The sequence below is a fragment of the Psychrobacter sp. UBA6739 genome (assembly GCF_002453835.1).
Taxonomy (GTDB): Bacteria; Pseudomonadota; Gammaproteobacteria; order Pseudomonadales; family Moraxellaceae; genus Psychrobacter; species Psychrobacter immobilis_A.
The window spans coordinates 23,338-45,941 of record NZ_DKHR01000058.1; the positions used below are offsets into that span (position 1 = coordinate 23,338).

The following is a 22,604-nucleotide window of genomic DNA, read 5'->3' on the forward strand; positions in this document are numbered from 1 at the left end:
ATCACCTATTAAAATTGATTACTCAAGTTTGGTAGAAAGTTCAACTGGATCGTCATTGCTACCAATAACCACATGCTTGTCTACCAAATAAATAAGTATCAAGACAGGTATTCCAATCAAGAATGTGATTAAGAAAAAGTTAGCAAATCCAATGTTGTCTGAAATGCCACCTGAATACCCACCCAATACTTTTGGAAACAAAGTCATGAGTGATGAAAATATAGCGTACTGTACAGCGGTAAACTTAACTGAAGTAAGCGCTGATAAAAATGCAATAAAAACAGCAGTCGCAAAACCTGCTGCCAAATTATCAACAACCACTGCTAGGTACATATAATTCATATCACCAGGATGATAGGTCAATAGAATAAATAGAAGATTGGTTGTACTCGATGCTATAGCACCAATCAACATGACATGCATCATCTTCATTTTTTGAGCAACAAGGCCACCTAAAAATCCACCTGCAATCGTCATAAACAATCCCAGAAATTTGACCGCGTCAGCAATCTGAATTTTAGTAAAACCCATCTTAGCGTAGAAAACGTTTGATAGATTGCCTGCGACAATATCTGACACACGATAAAAACCTATCAACAATAGCAACAGTATTGCCTGCTTACCATAGCGACGGAAAAAATCAGCAATAGGCTCTACCCACAATCTTTTTGCCACCTCTTTTTTTGCCAGCCCGACTGATATAAGCGCATATCCCACAACCATAGCCACAGCCACACTACCCAACAATCTCACTACTTCTATCAAAAACTTTAGAAAAACACTGTCATCAGGAGCTTCAAATATTTTACCTATAAATACAAAAGCACCTATAAACGCAAAAACTGACAAGATAAATAAGAATAATATTCTAATATTGTCATCACGAGACTGTACAACTGAGTCAATTTTGTTCACTATTTTGGGTTGATTTAAAATAAAAAATATCAGTAAGAAAGGTGCGCATGCCATTACCATCAAGAAATACATATTAATCGCTGGCAAGTACTCAATAGGTATTAACGTTAAAGGCCTACTCAATACTCTGGTTGCAAAGGTGCTGACGAATACTGGCAATCCATAAATCACACCAGGGATAAGGAGAAAAGCCGCGTATATGGAAAATATTTTTAAATTTCTTTTTTGTTTATATATTTCTAATGACTGTGCTGCTGGCTCATAAATAGCAAACGTCGTTAATAAACCGACTGACATGACACCCATCATCGTATAGTAAGTATTGCGCCATGCTTCATAATTATAAAGCTCTTCAGAAGAGCCAAAATAACTTGCTAAATAAAGTGCACCTGCGCCTGCGACAATCATGCCAATACGATAACCAGCGACATATACTGAAGACAACGTAGGTTGCAATTCAAACCCTGCCAACTCAATACGATAAGAATCAACAACGATATCCTGAGTAGCTGATGAAAAACCAAGCAAAACAGCACCAAGCGCCATAACCCAAAGGACGTTTTCAGCAACAGGGTTAACACTAGCCATCGTAAAAATAGCAACCAGTATCATCAGTTGTGACATAAACATCCATGCCCGACGCCTACCTAGCCATTTAGTTAAGAAAGGAAGTGGCATTGAGTCAATCAACGGCGCCCAAATAAACTTAAACGAATAACCAAGACCTGCCCAACCAAACATTGTTATCACACCGGTTTCTAAACCCGCTTCACTAAGCCATAGTGATAGACTTGAAAAAACCAACAGAATAGGTACACCTGCTGAAAATCCAAGAAATAACATAATCATCACACGAATATCTGAAAAAGATTTCAATGCATCAGACCATGATTTTTTGACAGCTGATTGATTGGGTGGCACAGATTTGACAGCAGACATAATCGCTCACTAGCACTTAAGAAAAAGAACACAACCGCGCACAATTTTTATCAATCATTAGCATCATCTATCGGTAACTGATACTGATAAATAGCACTGATAAACGGGATCGATAAAAATTGCTTAACGTTGCACAAATACAGCCATTACAACAAAATTGAATTATGGTACTTGAGAACGCTGACCTTGACTAGACATTCTAACGATATTTTTGCATTAACCTTTCTTTCTACTGGTTAATAAAACCTAGCTTATAGACTAGGGTTTACTTTCATATTGAGCATGGGTATAAAAATAAGGAAAATATCGCATTTTGCATCACAACCGTTTTATATAAACCTCTTTCTCTTGTGATTAGCCAATCATTATCCTGATAAGTTATTAATAATTAATGCTTTAACAACCAGAAATTATTACTAAATCCTTACTTTTATATATTTAAAAAATATAATTTTATTAGGTATACCATTTATTTTATAAAACAATATGTTTGTATAAATTGCTTCCATAAATCAATCATTATTCTATATGCTAGAGATGACAAATAATTTTTGCAAACAATAGTAAATAACACACTCGATTGCCATTTATCTGATTACTGCCTAGGAGCCACATGATGACTAACTCAAACTCAACATCAGATGCTGCAAGTAACACCACTTATGATAAAGGAGATGGTCATGGACCAACCATTCATAGTGAAAATGTAGATACTTCGCACGAGCCACAACGTCCAAGCATGGGTAGCTGTCCTGTCATGCACCAAGCACATACTACGAACGCCTCGGCAGCAATCGACTGGTGGCCGAATAGCTTAAACTTAGATATCTTGCATCAGCAAGATCACAAAACCAATCCAATGGATCCTGACTTTGATTATGCAGAAGCCTTTAAGCAATTAGATTTAGAAGCGGTCAAGCAAGATTTAAAAAATCTAATGACTGAGTCACAAGCATGGTGGCCAGCAGATTGGGGTCATTATGGTGAGTTGATGATTCGTATGGCTTGGCATTCTGCCGGTACTTATCGGCGCTCCGACGGGCGCGGTGGTTCTAACACTGGTAATCAACGCTTTGCGCCATTAAACAGTTGGCCGGACAATGTCAATTTGGACAAAGCACGTCGTCTATTATGGCCAATCAAGAAAAAATATGGTAACAAACTTTCTTGGGCAGATTTGATGATACTAGCGGGTAATATGGCTTATGAATCTATGGGCTTTAAGACGTTAGGTTTCGCTGGTGGACGTACCGATATTTGGCATCCAGAAAAGGATATCTATTGGGGTTCCGAGCGTGAATGGCTGGCGGCTACCAAAAATCGTTATGAAGATGATAATCAGCGTGAATCGCTAGAAAACCCTTTAGCAGCGGTACAGATGGGCTTGATTTATGTCAACCCTGAAGGTGTCGATGGCAACCCTGATCCAATCAAAACAGCACAAGACATCCGCACCACTTTTGCTCGCATGTCAATGAATGATGAAGAAACGGTCGCCTTGACGGCTGGTGGTCACACGGTTGGTAAATGTCATGGTAATGGTGACGCTACCTTATTAGAAGATGAGCCAGAAGCGGCTGATATCAAAGAGCAAGGTCTAGGTTGGCGCAACCCTAAAGGTACAGGCAATGCTGGCGACACCGTCTCAAGTGGTATCGAGGGCGCATGGACCACGCATCCAACCCAATGGGATTATGAATATTTCGAGTTATTGCTAAATCATGAGTGGGCACTGACTAAGAGCCCTGCTGGTGCTTGGCAGTGGGAACCTATCGATATCAAGGAAGAGGATCGTCCTTTAGATGCACATGATCCAAGTGTACGCCGCAACCCAATCATGACCGATGCTGATATGGCAATGATTAAAGACCCTGCTTATCGTAAAATTTCAGAGAACTTTCATCAAAATCCAGAATATTTCGATGAAGTATTTGCAAAAGCTTGGTTTAAGCTTACCCATCGTGATTTGGGGCCAAAATCTCGCTATTTAGGGGCGGATGTGCCAAGCGAGGACTTCACTTGGCAGGATCCAATTCCACAAGGCAATGTTAATCTGAGCGCTGATGATATTGCAATCTTAAAAGCACAAATACTAGGCAGTGGTATCGACCATCGCGAATTTATTATTACCGCTTGGGATAGCGCTCGTACATTCCGCGCCTCAGACTATCGCGGCGGCGCCAATGGTGCACGCATTCGTTTAGCCCCGCAAAAAGACTGGCTAGGTAATGAGCCTGAGCAATTGGCTCGCGTACTTGAGGCGCTCACTGCCATTCAAACGAACTTTGATAAAGACGTCAGCATCGCAGATTTAGTGGTACTCGCTGGTAACACCGCCATTGAAAAAGCAGCAGCTAATGCAGATGTTCAAATTGAAGTGCCATTCGATGCGGGTCGTGGCGATGCGAGCGATGAGATGACTGAAACAGAGAGCTTCTCTGATTTAGAGCCACGACATGATGGCTACCGTAACTGGATCAAAGGCAGCTATGCCATATCACCTGAAGAGATGCTATTAGATCGTACTCAGCTGATGGGCTTGACTGCACCTGAAATGGTCGTTTTAATCGGTGGTATGCGTGTCTTGGATACCAACTACGCTCAGAGCCAACAAGGGGTCTTTACTGAGCGTGCTGGAACACTTAGCAATGACTTCTTTGTGAACTTGACAGACATGAGCTATTCTTGGCATCCCGTTAAGACAGACAATAATAACGCCTCTGCTCTCTATGAAGTACGTGAACGTGCTACTGGCAATGTGAAATGGCAAGCCAGCCGTGTAGACCTCGTGTTTGGGTCTAACTCTATCCTACGCGCTTATGCTGAGCTCTACGCACAAGATGACAACTTAGAGAAATTCGTTAAAGACTTTGTGAATGCTTGGAATAAAGTCATGAATGCGGATCGTTTTCGCTAAAACCCACTGAAATAGATACGTCTTCATCTTAAAAAACCCCTCTTTAATCGAGGGTTTTTTTATTGTAATGGTTTACTTCTAGCAACGGACAAACGACTTATCCTATATTCCAAATAAATATAAATAGATAACCATTAAGTATATACAAGAATAAACACTTTGTTTTACACTATCTGCTTACTGCATATTTGTACATTTTCACTTTTGTATACAGACAGGGTTTGTATATTTATACAATAGGATTTAGTTATGGCAATCGACGTAGTGGTCAATCAGCGGCATTTACAGATTCAGCTCAAGCAGTTGGAGACAGTATGGCATACGGTGATTAATGGCTATAACTTAAGTCAGGCGGCGACCGTACTGCACACCAGCCAATCTAGCCTATCAAAACATATTGCGGCACTTGAAAATCAGCTCAAAACGGAAGTATTCGTCCGTCAAGGCAAACGCCTAACGGGTCTTACGACCATGGGCACAGCACTAATGCCGCATATCGAATCTATCTTCGCCGAGATCCGTACGATTGAAAACCTAAGTCTCGATTTTAATAATCCGAATATTGGCACGCTGACGATTGCCACCACTCACACGCAAGCGCGATATGTATTGCCGCAAGTCGTCAAAGAGTTTAAAGAGCGTTTCCCCAAAGTCAACCTAATACTACAACAAGCAGATCCAGAGACCATCGCGCAGATGGTCATTCGCGGGCAGGCAGATATTGGCATTGCAACCGAGTCTTTACTTCATAACAATTATTTACGCTGCTATCGCTATTATGACTGGACGCATCGCGTCATTGTGCCAAGCGATCACGAACTGGCCAATCACGAGTCTGTGGATTTGCCGACCCTCGCTAGCTATCCGATTGTGACCTATCACGGTGGCTTTACGGGGCGCGGTGCGATTGACAAAACTTTTGAAGAAGCAGGATTGGAGCCAGATATCGTACTAGCAGCACTCGATGCTGATGTAATCAGTACTTACGTAGGTCTGGGCTTGGGTATCGGCATTATTGCAGAGATGGCGTTTGAACCGAGTCACTATCAAAATTTAACTGCGATACCTGTAGATCACTTTGGGCGCTTTACCAGTTGGATGGCGGTGCGTGATGATGCAGAAATTCGTCAGTATGGTCGAGCATTTATGGAACTGTGTCAAAAACAATTTAGCCAGTAAAGAACCATTCATTCATATTTTCACTAAACGTCAATGGCATCGTTATCAACAGATAATGATGCCATTTTCTATTCTCATTTCTACTCAAAATCAACTGCCGCGCATGTGATTATTATAACTCTACCCCATTATTAAGATTTGTTATCGTCTTAACTTCTGACCTTTATATTCAATAGAACCGCCCCATTATATGAACTATTGAACGACTAGTTACAGCAATATTGAATTAGCACTAGATTCTTGAGGTGCTGGTTCATCATTGCTGTTGCTAGTCTCTTTTATAACTAGCATCAAATACCAATATAACCATGTCGTTGAAAGGCGGCATCATAAAAACAGGTGATTTATGAGTAACGCTATTCCCTTATCCTTTTTAGATCTAGCACCCGTGCCTGAAGGTAAAACCATCGCTGAAGGCATTGCCCAAACGGTTGAGACAGCACAGCAAGCAGAAAAAGTCGGCTTAAACCGTTATTGGATGGCAGAGCACCATAATATGCCGGGCATCGCCAGTGCAGCGACGTCAGTACTACTAGCGCATATCGGCAGCCAAACCAAGCATATACGTATTGGTGCGGGTGGTGTGATGCTTCCGAACCATGCACCGCTCGTCATCGCTGAGCAATTCGGCACTTTGCAGGCATTATATGGCGATCGCATAGATTTAGGGCTGGGTCGTGCGCCGGGTACTGATGGCGCAACCTTTCAGGCACTACGCCGTCAGATGCAAGATGCTGATCGCTTTCCGCAAGACGTCCAAGAATTGATGTACTTTTTAGGGAACGGTACAGATAATAGCCCAGTACAGGCATTTCCTGGGGCAAAGTCAAACGTTCCTATCTGGATATTAGGCTCTTCCCTTTTTGGGGCTACGTTAGCGGCGCATCTAGGACTTCCTTATGTGTTTGCCTCACACTTTGCACCGCAAATGCTTGGGCAAGCGATTACAGCTTATCGAGAACAGTTCAGACCATCAGCCTATTTAGATAAGCCTTATGTCATGCTGGCCGCCAATTTATTACTCGCCGATGACGATGCTACTGCACAGTATCATTTTACCTCTGCGCAGCAAAGCTTCGTACGCTTGCGCCGTGGTGAAACAGGTCAAATGCCGAAACCTACTCACGATATGGACAGTATCTGGAGCCCTGCTGAAAAAATGATGGTGGATAGCGCATTGTCAGTGTCATTCATCGGTTCTGTGGAAACTGTCAAACCGAGACTGGCAGCATTCCTTGCTCAGTATCAGCCAGACGAACTAATTGTGACGGCTAATGTTTACGATCAGGCAGCGCGCATGCGTTCACTGGAACTTACACCTAAGTTAAATTTATTTACTTTACAATGAAATCAGACACTTGCATAATTATTGATAAACCTTAGCTGGATGTTTGACATGGATGCAACTCCTATTATCGGTGCCTCACTACTTATTGGCTCATCAATATTTATGTACATTGTGGCTTTTCTTGCGGTGATGGCTGTCGGTGGTTATTTGACCTACCGCACCAGCCCAAAACGTAAGCAGCGGCGCGAAGACAAACGTAATAAAGACAATCCAAATTAATAACCGCTCTGAAAATATGCTAGGGCGTATTAATTTAACGTTTAAAGCAATGTAAAAAGCCCTCTTTTCTTATTTAGAAAGAGGGCTTTTTTTGGCTTGCTACATAATAAAAACACAGCAATCTTTACGTACTTTCACTTAGATGGCATTACCATTCAACTGACGAGCCAAGATTTTTTTGTGCGGCTTGTTGTGCGACATATAGAGCGACTGCTGCATCAAAACTGGCTGCACCAACCGATTTAAATAACGTAACACCATGATTAGACTTAGCGGTTTTTTCTTGTAGCGCCCCTGTGACTAGCGCCTGTAAGTCACCACTGAGGTCGTCCCATGTCCATGCACAATCGACACTATCGTGAGCTTGGATTAAATCGCCCGCTTCATGACGACTGCCAACCAAATCATCGACAACGACCATGCGACTGTTTGCAATGACATCATTGCTTATCTCTTTCATTGAAGGCTGATAGGCACCGACTGCGTTGATGTGTGCATCAGATTTAATATGGTTGAGATCAAACAAACCTTCTGTTGCGCGGGTTGCGACGTTGATAACATCTGCATCACGGACAGCATCATTGATATTTTCACAAACCGTTATAGTAACGTCCCATTGCGGATAATCACGAGTAAATTTCACTTTGAAAATCTCAGCACCTTCCCTGCTTCTATTCCATAAATATACTGTTTTAATCTCAGGACGTACTGTCATTACCGCATGTAATTGCTCATAAGCCATGCCACCACAACCGACCACCGCCACACTTTGGCAGTCAGCGCTTGCCATATATTTGGTCGCAATGCCTGACAATGCCGCCGTACGCACTTGGGTAATATAAACCCCATCCATAATTGCCAATATCTCACCAGTATCATTGTTTGACACGGTAATAATCGCCGTTGTGGTTGGTAAATTTCGGCTCGGATTATCAGGACAAATGGTGACCAATTTTACGGCTGTATACTCGTTCTTACCATCATAAATCGTCGCAGGCATTGATAAATGCGAACCTGGGCGATGAGTGTCATCTTCACTAAAAGTTTCAATGACCAAACGTTCAGGCGCTTTGATCCAATTGGGATGCGCTGCCTGTTTATGTAACAATGCTTCTATCGCCCCAATGGCAGATTGCATATTGAGATGTTCGGTCACGATTGCTTGGTTTAGTAATTGCAATTTGAGTACTCCTATTTATAGATTTACTATTAGAACATGTTTTATCACGCCAAAACGGCTACTACATTAATCCTAACCCGCGTAATATTGCCGCACCAATCGCCATTCCAAACATACCTACCACGGTGGTAAAAGCCAAAATATTAGCAGCTAACACATCATTGCCACCCATGGCTTTTGCCATTACATAGCTGGCGGCGGCTGTTGGTGAGGCTGCCATCAAAAACAACACACCCATATGCACACCTGATAGACCAAATCCCAATCCAATAGCGATGGCAATCAATGGCGCAACGACAATACGTCCGATACTCGCCTGCATTGACAGCCCTGAAGGGTGCAACATCGACTTCAAATCAATACTGGCACCGGCGCAAATCAATGCTAAAGGCAATGCCACCGCGGCCATTAGATCGCCAGTCGTATGAATCACACCTGTAATAGGCGGCAGCGGTGACGCTTTATAAACAAATGCTGCTACCAGTGCGATAATCAGTGGGTTGGTAAATAGTTTTTTGATAATCATGGTACTGCGACTGAGCCAAGTATCATCCACACTTTTGGATACACGGCTGAGAGTGATAACCGCTAAGATATTAAACAGTATCGTCACCACACCCATATAGACAGCGCCGATGCTTAAGCCACGTTCTCCGTAGGCATTAGCAACCGTTGCCAGTCCAATAATAGCCATATTACTCCGAAATATCCCTTGTACAAACACCCCTTGATCAGCCGGTTTGCTCACAAAATATTTGGCATAAATCTCTGCACCTATAAACAAGATGAATGTCACCAGAATACCAGCCACTATCAGCGTGATTTGTTTGCTGTAATCGACATCACTATCAACGACGCTAAAAAAAAGCAAACAGGGTAAACAGTAATTAAAGACAAAGCTCGATGCTTGATCAATAAAAGTCTGGCTCGCCTCACCGCGTCTCTGCATAAAAAAACCCAACCACATTAAGGCAAGGTTGGGCAAGACAATGGTAATAGCAAAGACAATAGCATCAATCATAAATAGGCTCAGTTCGTTGACAAGCCCATCATGATATGGACATCAGCGAGTTAAATTGACAAGTAATCATTAAGTTTTCTAGCCTAGTATAGAGACAAAATAGCAAGTAAGACAAGCGCCTGCTCTATTTTCTTTTAACAGCAATTGCATTATAAACAAACAAAAGCCCATAACGATATATCGTTATGGGCTTTTGTTATACTAGTTATACTACTATTACGAATCTAGCGCGGCCTTCGCTTTTTTCTGTTTCTTCACTGTCATGGCTAGCAATTGAACGGCCGCAGGCGTCACACCGCTCACGCGTCCAGCTTGGGCAAGCGTCACAGGACGTACTTGCGTCAATTTCTGTACAATCTCATTTGATAAGCCTGATACCACACTATAATCAAAGTCCATTGGCAGCGCAGTATTCTCTAGACGCTTCATCTGATCGATGTCTTCTTGCTGACGATCAATGTAGCCTGCGTATTTGACAGAAATCTCTATCTGCTCGCCTACTTGCGTATCGACTTGCGAATCAGTAATAGCAGCGATATCAGCAAAATGAATCTGCGGACGCTTGAGCAAATCAAAAGCAGTCGATTCTTTTGACAGCACCTCGCCCGTTTGCTCTGTGACTTTTTTGCCTAGCGCGTTAGCAGGGGTTGCCCACATATCTTTGAGACGTGAGGTCTCCGTTGTGATCGCTTCCATTTTTTCTTGATAAGCCTGCCAGCGCACATCATCTACTAGACCAAGCTTGCGACCTGTTTCAGTTAGGCGTTGATCGGCATTGTCTTCACGTAATAATAGACGATATTCTGCGCGGCTCGTAAACATACGATACGGCTCAGTCGTACCATGGGTAATTAGATCATCAACTAATACACCCAAATACGCTTCATCACGGCGCGGTGTCCACACGTCAAAATCGCTGTTATTAGTGGTTACCAATGCGGCATTAGTACCTGCCAATAACCCCTGCACGCCCGCTTCTTCGTAACCAGTCGTACCGTTGATTTGACCAGCAAAATATAAGCCATCGATAGACTTGGTTTCGAGCGTTGGTTTTAGGTTTTGTGGATCAAAGTAATCATACTCAATCGCGTAGCCTGGACGGGTGATATGCGCGTTTTCTAAGCCTTTCATACTATGAATAAACTCTAACTGCACATCAAACGGCAAACTCGTTGAGATACCATTTGGATATAGCTCATGTGTCGTCAAACCTTCTGGCTCGATAAATATCTGATGGCTATCTTTATCCGCAAAACGATGAATCTTGTCTTCAATTGACGGACAATAACGTGGACCCACACCTTCGATTTTGCCAGAGAACATCGGCGAACGGTCTAAATTCTCACGGATGATGTCATGGGTACGCGCATTGGTATGCGTGATGTAGCAATTGACCTGCTCAGGGTGCATCGACACGTCACCCATATAACTCATAACAGGTAGCGGCGTATCGCCCGGCTGTACGGTCATCACACTAAAATCAACGCTACGCGCATCGATACGTGCGGGCGTACCTGTCTTTAGACGACCGACTGGCAGCTTAAGCTCACGCAAACGATCTGCCAACTTGATAGAAGGTTGATCCCCTGCGCGACCACCTTTTGAGCTTTCGAGACCAATATGAATCACACCGCCCAAGAACGTTCCTGATGTCAGTACCACCGTTTGCGTATTAAAGATAATACCCGTTGCAGTAACCACTGCCGTCGCACGACCATTTTCGACTAAGATATCATCAGCTGCTTGTTGGAATATATCAAGATTTGGCTGATTCTCAAGCGTATGGCGAATGGCGGCTTTATATAAAATGCGATCCGCTTGCGCACGCGTAGCTCGAACTGCCGCACCTTTACGGCTATTTAGTACGCGAAACTGAATACCTGATTTGTCCGTCGCTAGCGCCATCGCCCCACCAAGCGCATCAATCTCACGCACCAGATGGGATTTGCCGATACCACCAATTGCTGGATTACAACTCATCTGTCCGAGCGTCTCAATATTATGTGTCAACAGCAAGGTCTGCGCGCCCATACGTGCAGCTGCCAAAGCAGCTTCTGTGCCAGCATGACCGCCACCGATCACTACCACGTCGTAATTTTTTGGGTATTGCATATACGCCTCACTTGACTCATAACGCCGCTTTTAGCCAAAAACTATCATTACCAGAATTTTATGGCTAAATAGCATGGTCATCAGCAAATAAACGTCAGTCGGATTTAAAAAGTTAACGACTTGGAAAAGCCGCTAGATATTGGATTGCTAACCCATCATTATAACAATTTTTTGATGCTTAAAAAACGCCGCAGTAGAAACTATTTACATTAAGTGTTAAGCATCATTTTTAAACTTAGTAACTAGCAACTTAATAACTAGCGCCTAGTTACCAGGGCTCAGCGGTACGATTTGATCTGATTGACCACTGCTCAGCATATGCTGACTGCCATAACCTTCTGGATTGATCTGCAAATAAGCATTCATCAAGCCAATGGCATCGCCATCATTACTGGCCAGAACTTGTTCTTTAATCATGTCCACTGGCGGTAGCAGCAAGTTTTTTAGCAATGCCAAACGCTGCTGGTTATCGCCTTTATTAACGACCATCTCGATAAGTTGACGCGCATCGATGGGTAAATCTGGCGTATTCTGTGCCAATAATGCCAAATGATAAGCACCCGCAGAATCTTGATCCGCAACGATACGCTGCTCAATCGCAATATAAGTGGCTTCTGTTGCGCCGCCTGCCACGCTAAGCTGATGAATACATTTCAGCGCTGAATGTGGCTCATTGCCAGCAATTTCAATGATGCGCGTGGATTCATTTTTTAAATGCTCACGGTGTTTTTCGATTGCCGCGTGCTCAGCAGCTTCTTTTTGCACGTTCGGCTGTTCCGTTGCTTGACTATTCATAAAGCTCTCTCACTCGTATGATAATTATTATTTATATCGCTGATATCTTGCACACTATATGGGGGTAAATTCGATAAAAACAATGAAGCCTAAAGACACTAAAGCGTAAAGACAATAAAAAACCCAAATAGCCATTAACTGACCATTTGGGTTTACTGTGCTTTATCTTATAAAGTCTATTTGAATATCAAAGACATCCAAAGCATACTCTCAAGTATTAAGCAGCAGGGCTGTTTGCTTCAACCAATGGCTTAAGCTCGCCTGATTGATACATTTGCAAAATAATGTCTGATCCGCCCATCAATTCGCCGTCAATCCACAACTGTGGAAAAGTCGGCCAATTAGCCACTTTAGGTAACGTCGCACGGATTTCTGGGTTTTCTAAAATATTTACAAACGCAAATGGACGACCGATTTGAGTAAGCACTTCAATCGATTTAGCAGAAAAACCGCACTGCGGAAATTGCGGTGTGCCTTTCATATAAATAATAACTTTATTGTCACGGATTTGATCACGGATCAATTGTTCAACGTCGTTTGCAGCAGTATTTGGGGTTTGCTCACTCATAAAAGCTCCTATTGATAAAGCGGTTCATTGAAAACAGCGATTGATATTACAAAATGATTGAGAAAAGAGATGGCTGATACATGGGGCAAGCGCCACGGTATTACAAGTACAACTCTATAGACTATATATATAAAATCTACATAGATAAAATCTGCACGCAACTGACCAAGTCAATATGACTCGGAGTGCTCAAGCAGCGATGGCACCCTATCCAAGCTATCTAGATTCGACAACATTAGGGACTAATAATACCACGGCATTGGCCATAATGCCCTCTTGCCGACCGGTAAAGCCTAACTTTTCAGTGGTAGTGGCTTTAACGCTGATATTATTGACCGCCGTCTGCAAATCACTGGCAATATTATCACGCATGGCTTGACTGTGCGGTGCCAGCTTTGGACGCTCACACATCACAGTGATATCAGCGTTGCCTAGACTATAACCAGCCTCTTGCACTTTACTGTAGACATAACGTAGCAGCACCCGCGAGTCCAACCCTGCATGGGCGGCATCTGTATCAGGAAAATGCTGACCGATATCGCCAAGCGCCAATGCGCCAAGCAGTGCATCAGCAAGCGCATGCAGCACCACATCTCCATCAGAATGTGCCAGCAAACTATGTGTGTGTTCAATAGGCACACCTGCTAGCACCACATATTGCTGCTGCTGACCATTATTATGAAAAGCGTGAACGTCGATACCTTGACCAATTTTTATCATTATTATTCCAAGATGAGTGAAACGTGATTAAAATAATTCAAAACCACTATCTAAATTTCTAAAGCGATTTTACCAATACCTAGACACCATCGGTCGCCACCAGTTTCAATTAACTGGTATAATATGACGTTTATTTTATCATAATACCAGATCCAAAAGATAAGCTGACGTCGTTCTGCTGAGACTATCTATTGTAGCAATGGCATAATTTTTGGCGTCAATATCTATTTTGGAGAACGTACAAATAGTTGAGCCGCTTTATGTCAGCCATACAAGATACCTCAAGCATAGCCGTTTCTGAGTCTTTTACGACTCATCGTCCATTAACACTTGCCGATATCGAAAACCCTAGCGCCAAACACGTGATTGTCGGTATGTCAGGTGGTGTTGATTCTTCTGTATCAGCCGTTTTACTTCAACAAGCAGGCTTTAAAGTCGAAGGTCTGTTTATGAAGAACTGGGAAGAAGATGACGGCACCGAATACTGTACGGCAATGGATGATTTAGCGGACGCACAAGCGGTATGTGACAAAATCGGTATGAAGCTACATACGGCCAATTTTGCCATGGAATATTGGGATCGGGTTTTTGAGCATTTTTTAGCAGAATACAAAGCGGGTCGTACGCCCAATCCAGATATTTTGTGCAACAAAGAAATCAAGTTTAAAGCGTTTTTAGACTATGCTTTGACGTTGGGCGCAGATTATATCGCCACCGGTCACTACACGCGCCGCAGTATGAACTATACGAATGCTAATGGCACTGAGGTTGCGCAGCTATTACGCGGGCTTGATAACAATAAAGACCAAAGTTACTTTTTACATGCGGTTGGCGGCGATAAAATCGCTAAGACACTGTTCCCAGTCGGTGAGCTTGAAAAACCAGTGGTTCGTCAAATCGCTGAAGAACATGATCTTATTACTGCTAATAAAAAAGATTCAACGGGCATTTGCTTTATTGGTGAGCGCCGTTTTAAAGACTTTTTACAACAGTACTTGCCAGCTCAAAAAGGCGATATCGTCACTGACGATGGTCACGTGATCGGCCAACATGACGGCCTGATGTACTACACCTTAGGACAGCGTGGCGGTATCGGTATCGGCGGTGTCAAAGATCGCCCAGAAGAGCCTTGGTTCGTATTGGCAAAAGACTTGGACAACAACCGTTTGATCGTTGGACAAGGTCATGAGCATCCCATGATGCTGAGTAATGAGCTGCAAGCTTATAAGCTCGATTGGGTCGATGGTTTACCGCCTGCAGATATATTTACCGATGAAGGTTTACGTTGTATGGCAAAATCGCGCTACCGTCAGCCAGACCAAGCGTGCCGAGTGTTTTCTGTTGATGATAAAGGTTTAGAAGTAGGAGTGATATTTGATGCGCCGCAACGGGCAGTGACGCCAGGTCAATCAGCAGTATTTTATATCGATGAGGTTTGTTTGGGCGGCGGTGTCATTGCCTCTATTGACGCGCCTTGCGGGATTTGACATTTCAGTTAACATTAATTAATACAATGATTTGTCTTTTTTTAGGATACTGAATGACCGCTCGCCTTTTCGCCTTGCTGAATATCTCATTTTCTTGTTCGATATGGGTAAAGAGAGGTCTTACGCTTACTTTCATTGCTGCGTCATTTAATTTGCAGGCTGCACCAACAAAGATGGGTAGTATCACGGTTACCAGCTCTGATGCTTCGGCTGGTACTGCTTCTGGCACATATGTAGCAGCAGGTTCTGGTGCTACCGGTAGTTTTACTTTAGTCCGCAATGAAAATATTGGTTATAGCAATAGCGCTGAGATAACACCAGCTAGTGGTACGCGCACCAATGGTATTGAAATCAGGAATGATTCTAATACTAGTATTGATAGAGATAAGTTCAAGTACACCTTTACTATTACTCCTGATGACAATGCTTCTATACATACCATAAAAATTGGTCAAGCCAGCTATTCAATGGGTGGTAACTCAGAAATTGCACGTCAAACGTTAAGTTTTACCCAAAATAGTCAAATTAGTCTACCTGCGCAAGCCACTATCAAAAACAACCCAGATGTCCCCTATTACTATAATGCAATGGGTGATTATTTTATGGGCAGCAAAGTCAATAGTACCCAGCTGAATTCACAAAATGCTGTGTTCAACCCGCAGCTGCGTACCGATAGCTCAAATGTGAATGGTAGTGGTTTATTTTATTATAACTTAGATTAACACACCAAGTGCAACGCTAATTAATATTATAGAACGCCTGCATAGGCGTTTTAAACCCTAAGCGTTTTCTTGGTCTGTTATTTAGTTTGTTCTCAATGTCCTGCATCTCATCATCAGAGACTTGTCTAAAGTCACAGCCTTTAGGCAGATACTCTCTGATCAAGCCGTTGGTATTTTCGTTGGTTCCTCGCTGCCATGACGCATAAGCATCGGCAAAGAAGAAAGAGCTAAAGAGCTTTTGTTTCACCTTTTTATGCTGAGCAAACTCTTTACCATTGTCAGAGGTAATGGTCTTAACCTGCAACCTCACTGGCTTTAAGAGCTCTATCATTGCCTCTGATACTTGCTGTGCCGTTTTATTATCCACACGTTTCATCTTCAGCAGCCCTGTTTTACGTTCAACGAGCGTGACAATCGCTTGCTTGTGATGCTGACCGATAATGGTATCCGCCTCCCAGTCGCCAATCCGCGTGCGCGCATCAACGATGGAGGGGCGCTCATGGATAGAGACTCTGTCATTAATACGACCACGAGTCTCAGCAGTTAAACGCTGCCGATAAGGCTTGGCTTTACGTCTGAGACACTGCCATAACCTGCCGCCCTTACGCTTGTTTGTCCATATATAGCGATAAATGCTCATATGACTGAGTCCACCATGAACACCTGCTATTTGCTGGGGACTCCAGTTCTCTTTAAGCTTGTCTGTGACCCAGTCCCATACGTCAGCGATGATGCTGAGCGCATTGTTTGATCGTCTTGCACAAGCTTTCTTATGAGCGTTATTGACTTGGTAACCGCGCAGGCTTTTATTGCGTCTGATTTCTCTTAATACGGTACTGGGACTTCTGTTTAACGCCCGCGCTATAAAATTAATACTATGTTCTGCCCCTATAAGGGCATAAATCTGGTATCGTTCCCCTAGGCTTAGATGCGTATAGTTCATGGTTGCAATCTCACTTTGGTCGGTGGATAAAGACTTTGATGCTAGCGCATCTAGGTCTTTTTTTCACCTCACATTTGGTATTGCACTTCATGTGTTAATCTAAGTAATATTACTAATCTAGCGGGTGCTACTGGTAGCCAAAATCCATATAGTCCTACCTTGAATACGAATAAACAAGTAAGCCTCAGTTCAAATAACGGGGTTTTACCATCGACGCCAACTTTTGAAAATATTATTAAAAGTATCAATAATGGCAGCACGTATTCTGCACTCTCACCTAATACCGCTATTTCCAATGGTGGTACTTATGTCAGTTATGGCATTGAAAACAGTCAAAGCAATTATGTTGTCGCGGTAAGAAACGCGAACGCCGTGACTTTGACTTATGAAGGGATTATGAATGGTAATATCGGCATTGCGCGTAACGTAATCGGTGAAACCTATAACGAATGGATCAGCTTTGGGGTAGAAAGTGAACCGTTGAATTACGTCTTTTCAGGCACTGTATTCAATGATAATGGCGGTATAAATGATAGCGACGTCAATGTCAAAAAAGATAACGCTACGATAGACAGCGGTATATATAACAATACCAACTTCTTCAATGGTACTTTTGACTCTGCTGAAAGTGGTATTGCAGGTAGCACAGTCAAGCTGGTTGACTGTACAACCAATACTCCTCTTGAAACTATCAATATTCCTACTAATATTGTCGGTAAATATGAGATTAAAATACCTATCGCTTCTCTAACTGGCAAAAGTACTGTCTGCCTGATTGAAGAAAATAGTGGTAGCACTTACCCCATTCGTACTACTAATGAAAAAACGGTTATTTCCTTAACTACTAACAAGTATAACTATGAAAATAATAACTTTGGCAGAGTGATTGATAAAAATGCAGCTTTAGTCCTTGAAAAAGAACAAGCACTTAATGATTGCAAAATCGCCTCATTGTTACCAAATCTAGAAAACAAGCTTGCCTATAGTAAAGCCGCCTTATCTGAAGTAACTCCAGGACAATGTATTGCCTACAAAATTACTGCGACCAATCGAGCCAACCTTAGTATCAATCACTTTGTTCTACAAGATGTCTTGCAAGAAAAAAATGTGAATGGCGCGATAGTGACGTCAAAACTTGTGAATCCAATCCATCAAGCAAGCGAATATGCCGCAGACAGTGTCGCTATCGGCAATAACGGTACTGTTAAAACGGTAACCTCAATTTTAGATCCAAGGACAAAACGTAGTTTTTACTTTAATACTAAGTATGGCACCACATATTCTAATACACCCGATACCCCTTAATAATAGCGTTATATGCATATTTTGGTTTTATCAACGGCTACATTTGCTACACTACCCGTATTTTTTTGACCACAGTCTTATATGATGTGTTCATTTGTGTGATTTCACAGTTTTCATCACTTTTACTTTTTTAATTTAAAGGCATTATTATGAACTTACTTACCGCACTCTCCCCAATCGATGGTCGTTACGCCTCTAAAGCTGACAGCTTGCGTCCTTATTTATCAGAATTTGGTCTCATTAAAGCCCGCGTCACGGTCGAGATTCGCTGGTTACAGTCATTGGCAGATAACAATGCGATTGGTGAATTGGCAGCATTTGATACCGATACCAATGCCTTTTTAAACAGTATCGTTGATGACTTTAGTGAAGCAGATGCCCAAGCTATCAAAGACATCGAAGCGACGACCAATCATGATGTAAAAGCCGTTGAGTACTTTATCAAAGACAAGTTCCGTGGTCAGGCATCACTTGAAGATTCATTAGAATTTATTCATTTTGCGTGTACCAGTGAAGATATCAACAACTTGTCTTATGCGTTAATGCTAAAAGACAGCCGCGAGATTGTGGTTGCGAAAATGCAGCAATTGACTGATAGCATCGTTGGTTTAGCGATTGCTCATGCTGACCAGCCGATGTTGTCACGTACCCATGGCCAAACCGCTAGCCCAACGACTCTTGGTAAAGAAATGGCAAACGTCGCTTATCGCTTAGCCCGTCAAATCAAGCAAGTCGGTCAAGTAGAGCTATTAGGTAAAATCAATGGCGCGGTTGGTAACTATAACGCTCATTACGCCTCATACCCTGACGTTGATTGGCAAGCACATGCAGAACGCTTCATTGATGAAAGCCTTGAGCTGACTTTTAACCCTTATACCACGCAAATTGAGCCACATGATTATATCGCTGAGCTATTTGATGCCGTCAAACGTTTTAATACCATCCTAATCGATTTTAACCGTGATATTTGGCAATATATTAGCTTAGGCTATTTTAAACAGCGCCTAAAAGATGGCGAAGTTGGTTCTTCTACCATGCCGCATAAAGTCAATCCGATTGATTTTGAAAACTCAGAAGGTAACTTGGGCGTGGCGAATGCGATGCTTGCTCACTTAGGTGAAAAACTACCGATTTCACGTATGCAGCGCGATTTATCAGACTCTACCGTACTTCGTAATATCGGTGTTGGCTCTAGCTCAAAGTATGATTGCGTTATGATGCCTGCCTAAAAGGTGTGAGCAAACTTGAGTTAAATGCGCAGCGCTTAAATGATGATTTGGACAATGCCCAAGAAGTGTTGGCAGAGCCGATTCAAACGGTCATGCGTCGCTACCGTGTCGAAAACCCATACGAGAAGCTAAAAGCTTTAACCCGTGGCAATGCCATGACTCGTGAGGCCATGCTAACCTTCGTTGAAAGTGATGAGTTGATATGCTGTGAGCGATGCGGATAAAGCGCGCTTACGTGAAATGACGCCTGCCACCTATACCGGTAATGCAGCTGAGCAAGCACGTACCATTAAAGAGTGGATTGCTAAGATTTAACTGGTAACAATCTTATCTTTATAAAATGCAAAAAAGATATAAACGAGCATTCATTTATATCTTTTAAAAAAAACCTTACTCTAAACACTATGATTTTTTGAAAACACATAGTTAATGGGTGAGGTTTTATTCTTTATCGTCTTCATCTTTTTTATCACTGCTATCACCCGGTATGATGGCTTTGGTAACAGCAACAGTACCTTTGACGACGCCTTTAGTGGTTTTGTAGGCGACTTTTACAGGTACAGTGACGATTTTATGCACACAAGCTTGCAGCATAAACATACTGGCGATAATAACGATAAACTGTAATTTTTTCATATATTTCCTACGGATAATGAGAGGCACTGATGGCTATATTTTGACCATCAGCTAGACGCTAATCATAAACCAATACACGTCAGCTATAAAGCACTGTTCTAGTTTTATATTCTGTTGACCTTGATATCCTTTCTACTTAAACACACGGATCTACCCATGACTTCTATACCGCTTTGTTTACCCGACTCTATCACGCCTGAGCAATTTTTAAGCGAATACTGGCAAAAAAAGCCACTCTTAATTAAACAAGGCTTACCACAGCTAATTGGCATGTTTGAACCTGACGACATGCTCGGTCTAGCCCTAGAAGAAGACGCCTCGGTGCGCTTACTAACTCAAGCAGCAAGTAAAAAAGAAGGTCAGGCGCAGTGGCAACTCAAGAAAAGCCCATTGACTGAAACTGATTTCGATAACTTACCTGAGCAATGGACGGTATTGGTACAGAATATGGAACAGTGGTCGCCTGAGCTTGGTCAATTGTGGCAAGCCTTTGACTTTATTCCGCAATGGCAACGTGATGACATCATGGTTTCTTATGCACCAAAAGGTGGTTCAGTCGGCAAACACTATGACGATTATGATGTGTTTTTAGCGCAAGGGTTTGGGTCTAGACGTTGGCAACTGGGCAAATTCTGTGATAAAAATACCGAGTTTGTCGCCGATGAGCCGATTCGCCTCTTTGATGACATGGGTGAGATTATCTTTGATGAGATATTAGAAGCGGGTGACGTGCTTTACGTACCACCGAAGCTGTCGCATTTTGGTGTGGCACAAGACGATTGCTTAACCTTTTCATTTGGCTGCCGTCGTCCTAACTTGATGCAAATCATCGACAGCTTAGCTGATATCGCCACCAACGATAGCGATTTATTTATCCCAATGCTGTTGCCACAAGCGCTGCAAGCGTCAGGTGAATTGCAAGCGAGCAGCATCAATGCGATCAAAGATCAGCTATTGCAAATGCTACAGTCTGAGCGTGGTGATGATATCATTCGTCAAGCAGTTTCTGAAGTCGTCAGCAAACGCCAGTATGATGCGCTGATGCCAGAGGATACATTGGATACAGATGAGCTCATGCAAGCTCTTGCAGAAGGTGCCACCTTGCAAGCGGATTATAGCAATCGTTTGCTCTATAGTCAGACTAATGATGGCATTGTGCTATATGCCAATGGTCAGCGCATTGACGGGCTTGACGAGGCAGCAGTAGCGGTATTGGTGCGTTTGGCTAATGGCGAACACCTAAATAGTCAAGATGTCACCGATGTTGATGCAGATGATTTGAGCGAATGGCTAGAGAACGGCTGGGTGTGGATTGATATTGCTGAATAACATCTATTAATCAGACATTAGGGCGTGTCCTCAATTCACTCGATAGTCATCTAAATGGGCTAAAAATGGCTAACTCTTGCCAAACATCGTCAAATAGCTTGTTAATATCCCGATATTATCTACGCTATTTTTCTTGTTTGACGGCAATTTATCTCATTTTTATCGCCATTTTTGAAATGAAGACACGCCCTAATCAAATAACGTAAATAAAAAAAACCGCTATCTGACAATTGCTCAGATAGCGGTTTTTTCTTATACATCCTATTCGGTATTGATAGCTATACCAAACACTGCTTCGCACTTATCAAAACGGATATAAGAGCCAAGCGGGTTTGTAATTAATACGGTTATTCTGTACCAAGTTCAAGCAAACTAGCATTACCACCGATCGCTGTGGTATTGATTGTTTTGACACGCTCAGTGACAAAACGATGTAAATAATCAGGCGTTAGCATCTCTGACAAGCCTTCCATATCGGTGACGCTGATGACTTGCGTTAAGATACCGTCTGTATTGGCAAGCTCTTGACTGATAATCTGCACTTCGCTTCGATTGCCAGAGACTGCCACCTGTGCCAGACGATCGATATATAAAAGCGTGACGGTTTGCGAGTCATTCGCCACACTCAATACATCTTCGCTGATACCTGTATCGTATAGTATTTTGGCAGCTTCATTGCACATCTCATCTTGGCTTGGGCAATGCAGTATGACTTCATTACCTGTCAATAGTGCGGCTACCAGCTGTCCTAATACTGCCATGGCTCTAGCAGATTCACCACCAATAACCATCGTCTTACCACGACCAGTGACATATAGATCGTTGGACTCACCAGTTGCACCAGTCATGCGATGCACCTCATCCAAGCTAGGCGCGGCGCTCAATAGATGATTGAACAAACGCTTTGCTTTATTGGCGTCACCAGTCAGCAATGCCAACTTTGGAATAGCCGCTTGCAGATATGTTGCGCGATTCACTGCGCCAAGTAATCGCCAAGATTCACAAACCTGGGCATGATTTTTTTTGAATTCAGTCGCCAT

The 22,604-nt window shown here is 42.7% G+C and carries 18 protein-coding genes and 1 pseudogene; 9 read left to right on the forward strand and 10 right to left on the reverse strand.

The features are described 5' to 3' along the window. Positions 1 to 18: 18 nt before the first annotated feature. Positions 19 to 1,854, reverse strand: coding sequence for an AmpG family muropeptide MFS transporter (locus B2575_RS12290; RefSeq protein WP_238034164.1), 1,836 nt, complete (start codon positions 1,852 to 1,854; stop codon positions 19 to 21). Positions 1,855 to 2,593: 739 nt separating this feature from the next. Here B2575_RS12290 and katG point away from each other — a divergent pair. The 4 genes from katG to B2575_RS12310 all read left to right on the forward strand — a co-directional run bounded on the left by katG (position 2,594) and on the right by B2575_RS12310 (position 7,517). Then, positions 2,594 to 4,771: a catalase/peroxidase HPI gene (katG, locus tag B2575_RS12295; protein ID WP_296242456.1), complete on the forward strand. Its 2,178-nt coding sequence runs from the start codon at positions 2,594 to 2,596 to the stop codon at positions 4,769 to 4,771. Between the two features lie 249 nt (positions 4,772 to 5,020). Then, complete coding sequence (locus tag B2575_RS12300) at positions 5,021 to 5,950, forward strand: LysR substrate-binding domain-containing protein (protein WP_045446223.1); 930 nt, start codon at positions 5,021 to 5,023, stop codon at positions 5,948 to 5,950. Between the two features lie 346 nt (positions 5,951 to 6,296). Beyond that, entirely contained in the window at positions 6,297 to 7,298 is a 1,002-nt protein-coding gene (locus tag B2575_RS12305; RefSeq protein WP_296242356.1) for an LLM class flavin-dependent oxidoreductase, read from the forward strand. A 48-nt stretch (positions 7,299 to 7,346) separates the two neighbouring features. After that, positions 7,347 to 7,517: a hypothetical protein gene (locus B2575_RS12310; protein ID WP_157908376.1), complete on the forward strand. Its 171-nt coding sequence runs from the start codon at positions 7,347 to 7,349 to the stop codon at positions 7,515 to 7,517. 148 nt (positions 7,518 to 7,665) lie between these two features. Here B2575_RS12310 and B2575_RS12315 read toward each other — a convergent pair whose 3' ends face one another. From B2575_RS12315 to ispF, 6 genes are all read right to left on the reverse strand, one after another. Continuing rightward, positions 7,666 to 8,697: an ornithine cyclodeaminase family protein gene (locus tag B2575_RS12315; RefSeq protein ID WP_296242360.1), complete on the reverse strand. Its 1,032-nt coding sequence runs from the start codon at positions 8,695 to 8,697 to the stop codon at positions 7,666 to 7,668. A 61-nt stretch (positions 8,698 to 8,758) separates the two neighbouring features. Next, positions 8,759 to 9,718, reverse strand: a complete 960-nt coding sequence (locus B2575_RS12320; protein ID WP_296242362.1) for an AEC family transporter — start codon at positions 9,716 to 9,718, stop codon at positions 8,759 to 8,761. A gap of 216 nt (positions 9,719 to 9,934) precedes the next feature. After that, positions 9,935 to 11,830 carry a tRNA uridine-5-carboxymethylaminomethyl(34) synthesis enzyme MnmG gene (gene mnmG / locus B2575_RS12325; RefSeq protein ID WP_296242364.1) on the reverse strand — a complete coding sequence of 632 codons (1,896 nt, stop codon included), beginning with the start codon at positions 11,828 to 11,830 and terminating at the stop codon, positions 9,935 to 9,937. A gap of 264 nt (positions 11,831 to 12,094) precedes the next feature. Continuing rightward, positions 12,095 to 12,625, reverse strand: coding sequence for a hypothetical protein (locus B2575_RS12330; RefSeq protein WP_296242366.1), 531 nt, complete (start codon positions 12,623 to 12,625; stop codon positions 12,095 to 12,097). 217 nt (positions 12,626 to 12,842) lie between these two features. Then, complete coding sequence (gene grxD / locus B2575_RS12335) at positions 12,843 to 13,193, reverse strand: Grx4 family monothiol glutaredoxin (RefSeq protein WP_045446215.1); 351 nt, start codon at positions 13,191 to 13,193, stop codon at positions 12,843 to 12,845. A gap of 216 nt (positions 13,194 to 13,409) precedes the next feature. Continuing rightward, a complete protein-coding gene (gene ispF, locus B2575_RS12340) occupies positions 13,410 to 13,913 on the reverse strand; it encodes a 2-C-methyl-D-erythritol 2,4-cyclodiphosphate synthase (protein WP_045446213.1) in 504 nt (167 codons plus the stop codon). A 260-nt stretch (positions 13,914 to 14,173) separates the two neighbouring features. Between ispF and mnmA the strand changes: the two genes are divergently transcribed. Together mnmA and B2575_RS12350 are read left to right on the forward strand one after the other, a co-directional pair. Next, positions 14,174 to 15,400, forward strand: a complete 1,227-nt coding sequence (mnmA, locus tag B2575_RS12345) for a tRNA 2-thiouridine(34) synthase MnmA (RefSeq protein WP_296242371.1) — start codon at positions 14,174 to 14,176, stop codon at positions 15,398 to 15,400. A gap of 53 nt (positions 15,401 to 15,453) precedes the next feature. Next, the gene (locus tag B2575_RS12350; RefSeq protein ID WP_296242373.1) at positions 15,454 to 16,122 is read left to right on the forward strand and encodes a hypothetical protein; all 669 of its coding nucleotides are present in this window, start codon (positions 15,454 to 15,456) and stop codon (positions 16,120 to 16,122) included. A 16-nt stretch (positions 16,123 to 16,138) separates the two neighbouring features. On the opposite strand, the gene B2575_RS12355 is transcribed toward B2575_RS12350, so the two are convergent. Continuing rightward, positions 16,139 to 17,065 carry an IS30 family transposase gene (locus B2575_RS12355; RefSeq protein WP_296242375.1) on the reverse strand — a complete coding sequence of 309 codons (927 nt, stop codon included), beginning with the start codon at positions 17,063 to 17,065 and terminating at the stop codon, positions 16,139 to 16,141. A gap of 159 nt (positions 17,066 to 17,224) precedes the next feature. Between B2575_RS12355 and B2575_RS12360 the strand changes: the two genes are divergently transcribed. Further along, positions 17,225 to 18,370 (forward strand): hypothetical protein, encoded by a 1,146-nt coding sequence (locus B2575_RS12360; RefSeq protein ID WP_296242376.1) that lies wholly within the window; start codon positions 17,225 to 17,227, stop codon positions 18,368 to 18,370. 149 nt (positions 18,371 to 18,519) lie between these two features. Further along, positions 18,520 to 19,914 (forward strand): annotated as a pseudogene (gene purB, locus B2575_RS12365) (adenylosuccinate lyase). 126 nt (positions 19,915 to 20,040) lie between these two features. Here purB and B2575_RS12370 read toward each other — a convergent pair. Continuing rightward, the gene (locus B2575_RS12370; RefSeq protein ID WP_109591335.1) at positions 20,041 to 20,235 is read right to left on the reverse strand and encodes an NF038104 family lipoprotein; all 195 of its coding nucleotides are present in this window, start codon (positions 20,233 to 20,235) and stop codon (positions 20,041 to 20,043) included. A 156-nt stretch (positions 20,236 to 20,391) separates the two neighbouring features. On the opposite strand from B2575_RS12370, the gene B2575_RS12375 reads away from it, so the two are divergent. Next, positions 20,392 to 21,564, forward strand: coding sequence for a cupin domain-containing protein (locus B2575_RS12375; protein WP_296242378.1), 1,173 nt, complete (start codon positions 20,392 to 20,394; stop codon positions 21,562 to 21,564). Positions 21,565 to 21,911: 347 nt separating this feature from the next. Here the strand turns inward: B2575_RS12375 and B2575_RS12380 are convergent, their stop codons facing one another. Continuing rightward, positions 21,912 to 22,604, reverse strand: a complete 693-nt coding sequence (locus B2575_RS12380; RefSeq protein ID WP_296242379.1) for a 1-pyrroline-5-carboxylate dehydrogenase — start codon at positions 22,602 to 22,604, stop codon at positions 21,912 to 21,914.

What these genes read in the sequence shown, in the direction of transcription:
- B2575_RS12290 (WP_238034164.1), bottom strand. Translation starts at nt 1,854, where the DNA reads ATGTCTGCTGTCAAATCTGTGCCACCCAATCAATCAGCTGTCAAAAAA.
- katG (WP_296242456.1), top strand. Translation starts at nt 2,594, where the DNA reads ATGGGTAGCTGTCCTGTCATGCACCAAGCACATACTACGAACGCCTCG.
- B2575_RS12300 (WP_045446223.1), top strand. Translation starts at nt 5,021, where the DNA reads ATGGCAATCGACGTAGTGGTCAATCAGCGGCATTTACAGATTCAGCTC.
- B2575_RS12305 (WP_296242356.1), top strand. Translation starts at nt 6,297, where the DNA reads ATGAGTAACGCTATTCCCTTATCCTTTTTAGATCTAGCACCCGTGCCT.
- B2575_RS12310 (WP_157908376.1), top strand. Translation starts at nt 7,347, where the DNA reads ATGGATGCAACTCCTATTATCGGTGCCTCACTACTTATTGGCTCATCA.
- B2575_RS12320 (WP_296242362.1), bottom strand. Translation starts at nt 9,718, where the DNA reads ATGATTGATGCTATTGTCTTTGCTATTACCATTGTCTTGCCCAACCTT.
- mnmG (WP_296242364.1), bottom strand. Translation starts at nt 11,830, where the DNA reads ATGCAATACCCAAAAAATTACGACGTGGTAGTGATCGGTGGCGGTCAT.
- B2575_RS12330 (WP_296242366.1), bottom strand. Translation starts at nt 12,625, where the DNA reads ATGAATAGTCAAGCAACGGAACAGCCGAACGTGCAAAAAGAAGCTGCT.
- grxD (WP_045446215.1), bottom strand. Translation starts at nt 13,193, where the DNA reads ATGAGTGAGCAAACCCCAAATACTGCTGCAAACGACGTTGAACAATTG.
- ispF (WP_045446213.1), bottom strand. Translation starts at nt 13,913, where the DNA reads ATGATAAAAATTGGTCAAGGTATCGACGTTCACGCTTTTCATAATAAT.
- mnmA (WP_296242371.1), top strand. Translation starts at nt 14,174, where the DNA reads ATGTCAGCCATACAAGATACCTCAAGCATAGCCGTTTCTGAGTCTTTT.
- B2575_RS12350 (WP_296242373.1), top strand. Translation starts at nt 15,454, where the DNA reads ATGACCGCTCGCCTTTTCGCCTTGCTGAATATCTCATTTTCTTGTTCG.
- B2575_RS12355 (WP_296242375.1), bottom strand. Translation starts at nt 17,065, where the DNA reads ATGAACTATACGCATCTAAGCCTAGGGGAACGATACCAGATTTATGCC.
- B2575_RS12370 (WP_109591335.1), bottom strand. Translation starts at nt 20,235, where the DNA reads ATGAAAAAATTACAGTTTATCGTTATTATCGCCAGTATGTTTATGCTG.
- B2575_RS12375 (WP_296242378.1), top strand. Translation starts at nt 20,392, where the DNA reads ATGACTTCTATACCGCTTTGTTTACCCGACTCTATCACGCCTGAGCAA.
- B2575_RS12380 (WP_296242379.1), bottom strand. Translation starts at nt 22,604, where the DNA reads ATGGCGACTGAATTCAAAAAAAATCATGCCCAGGTTTGTGAATCTTGG.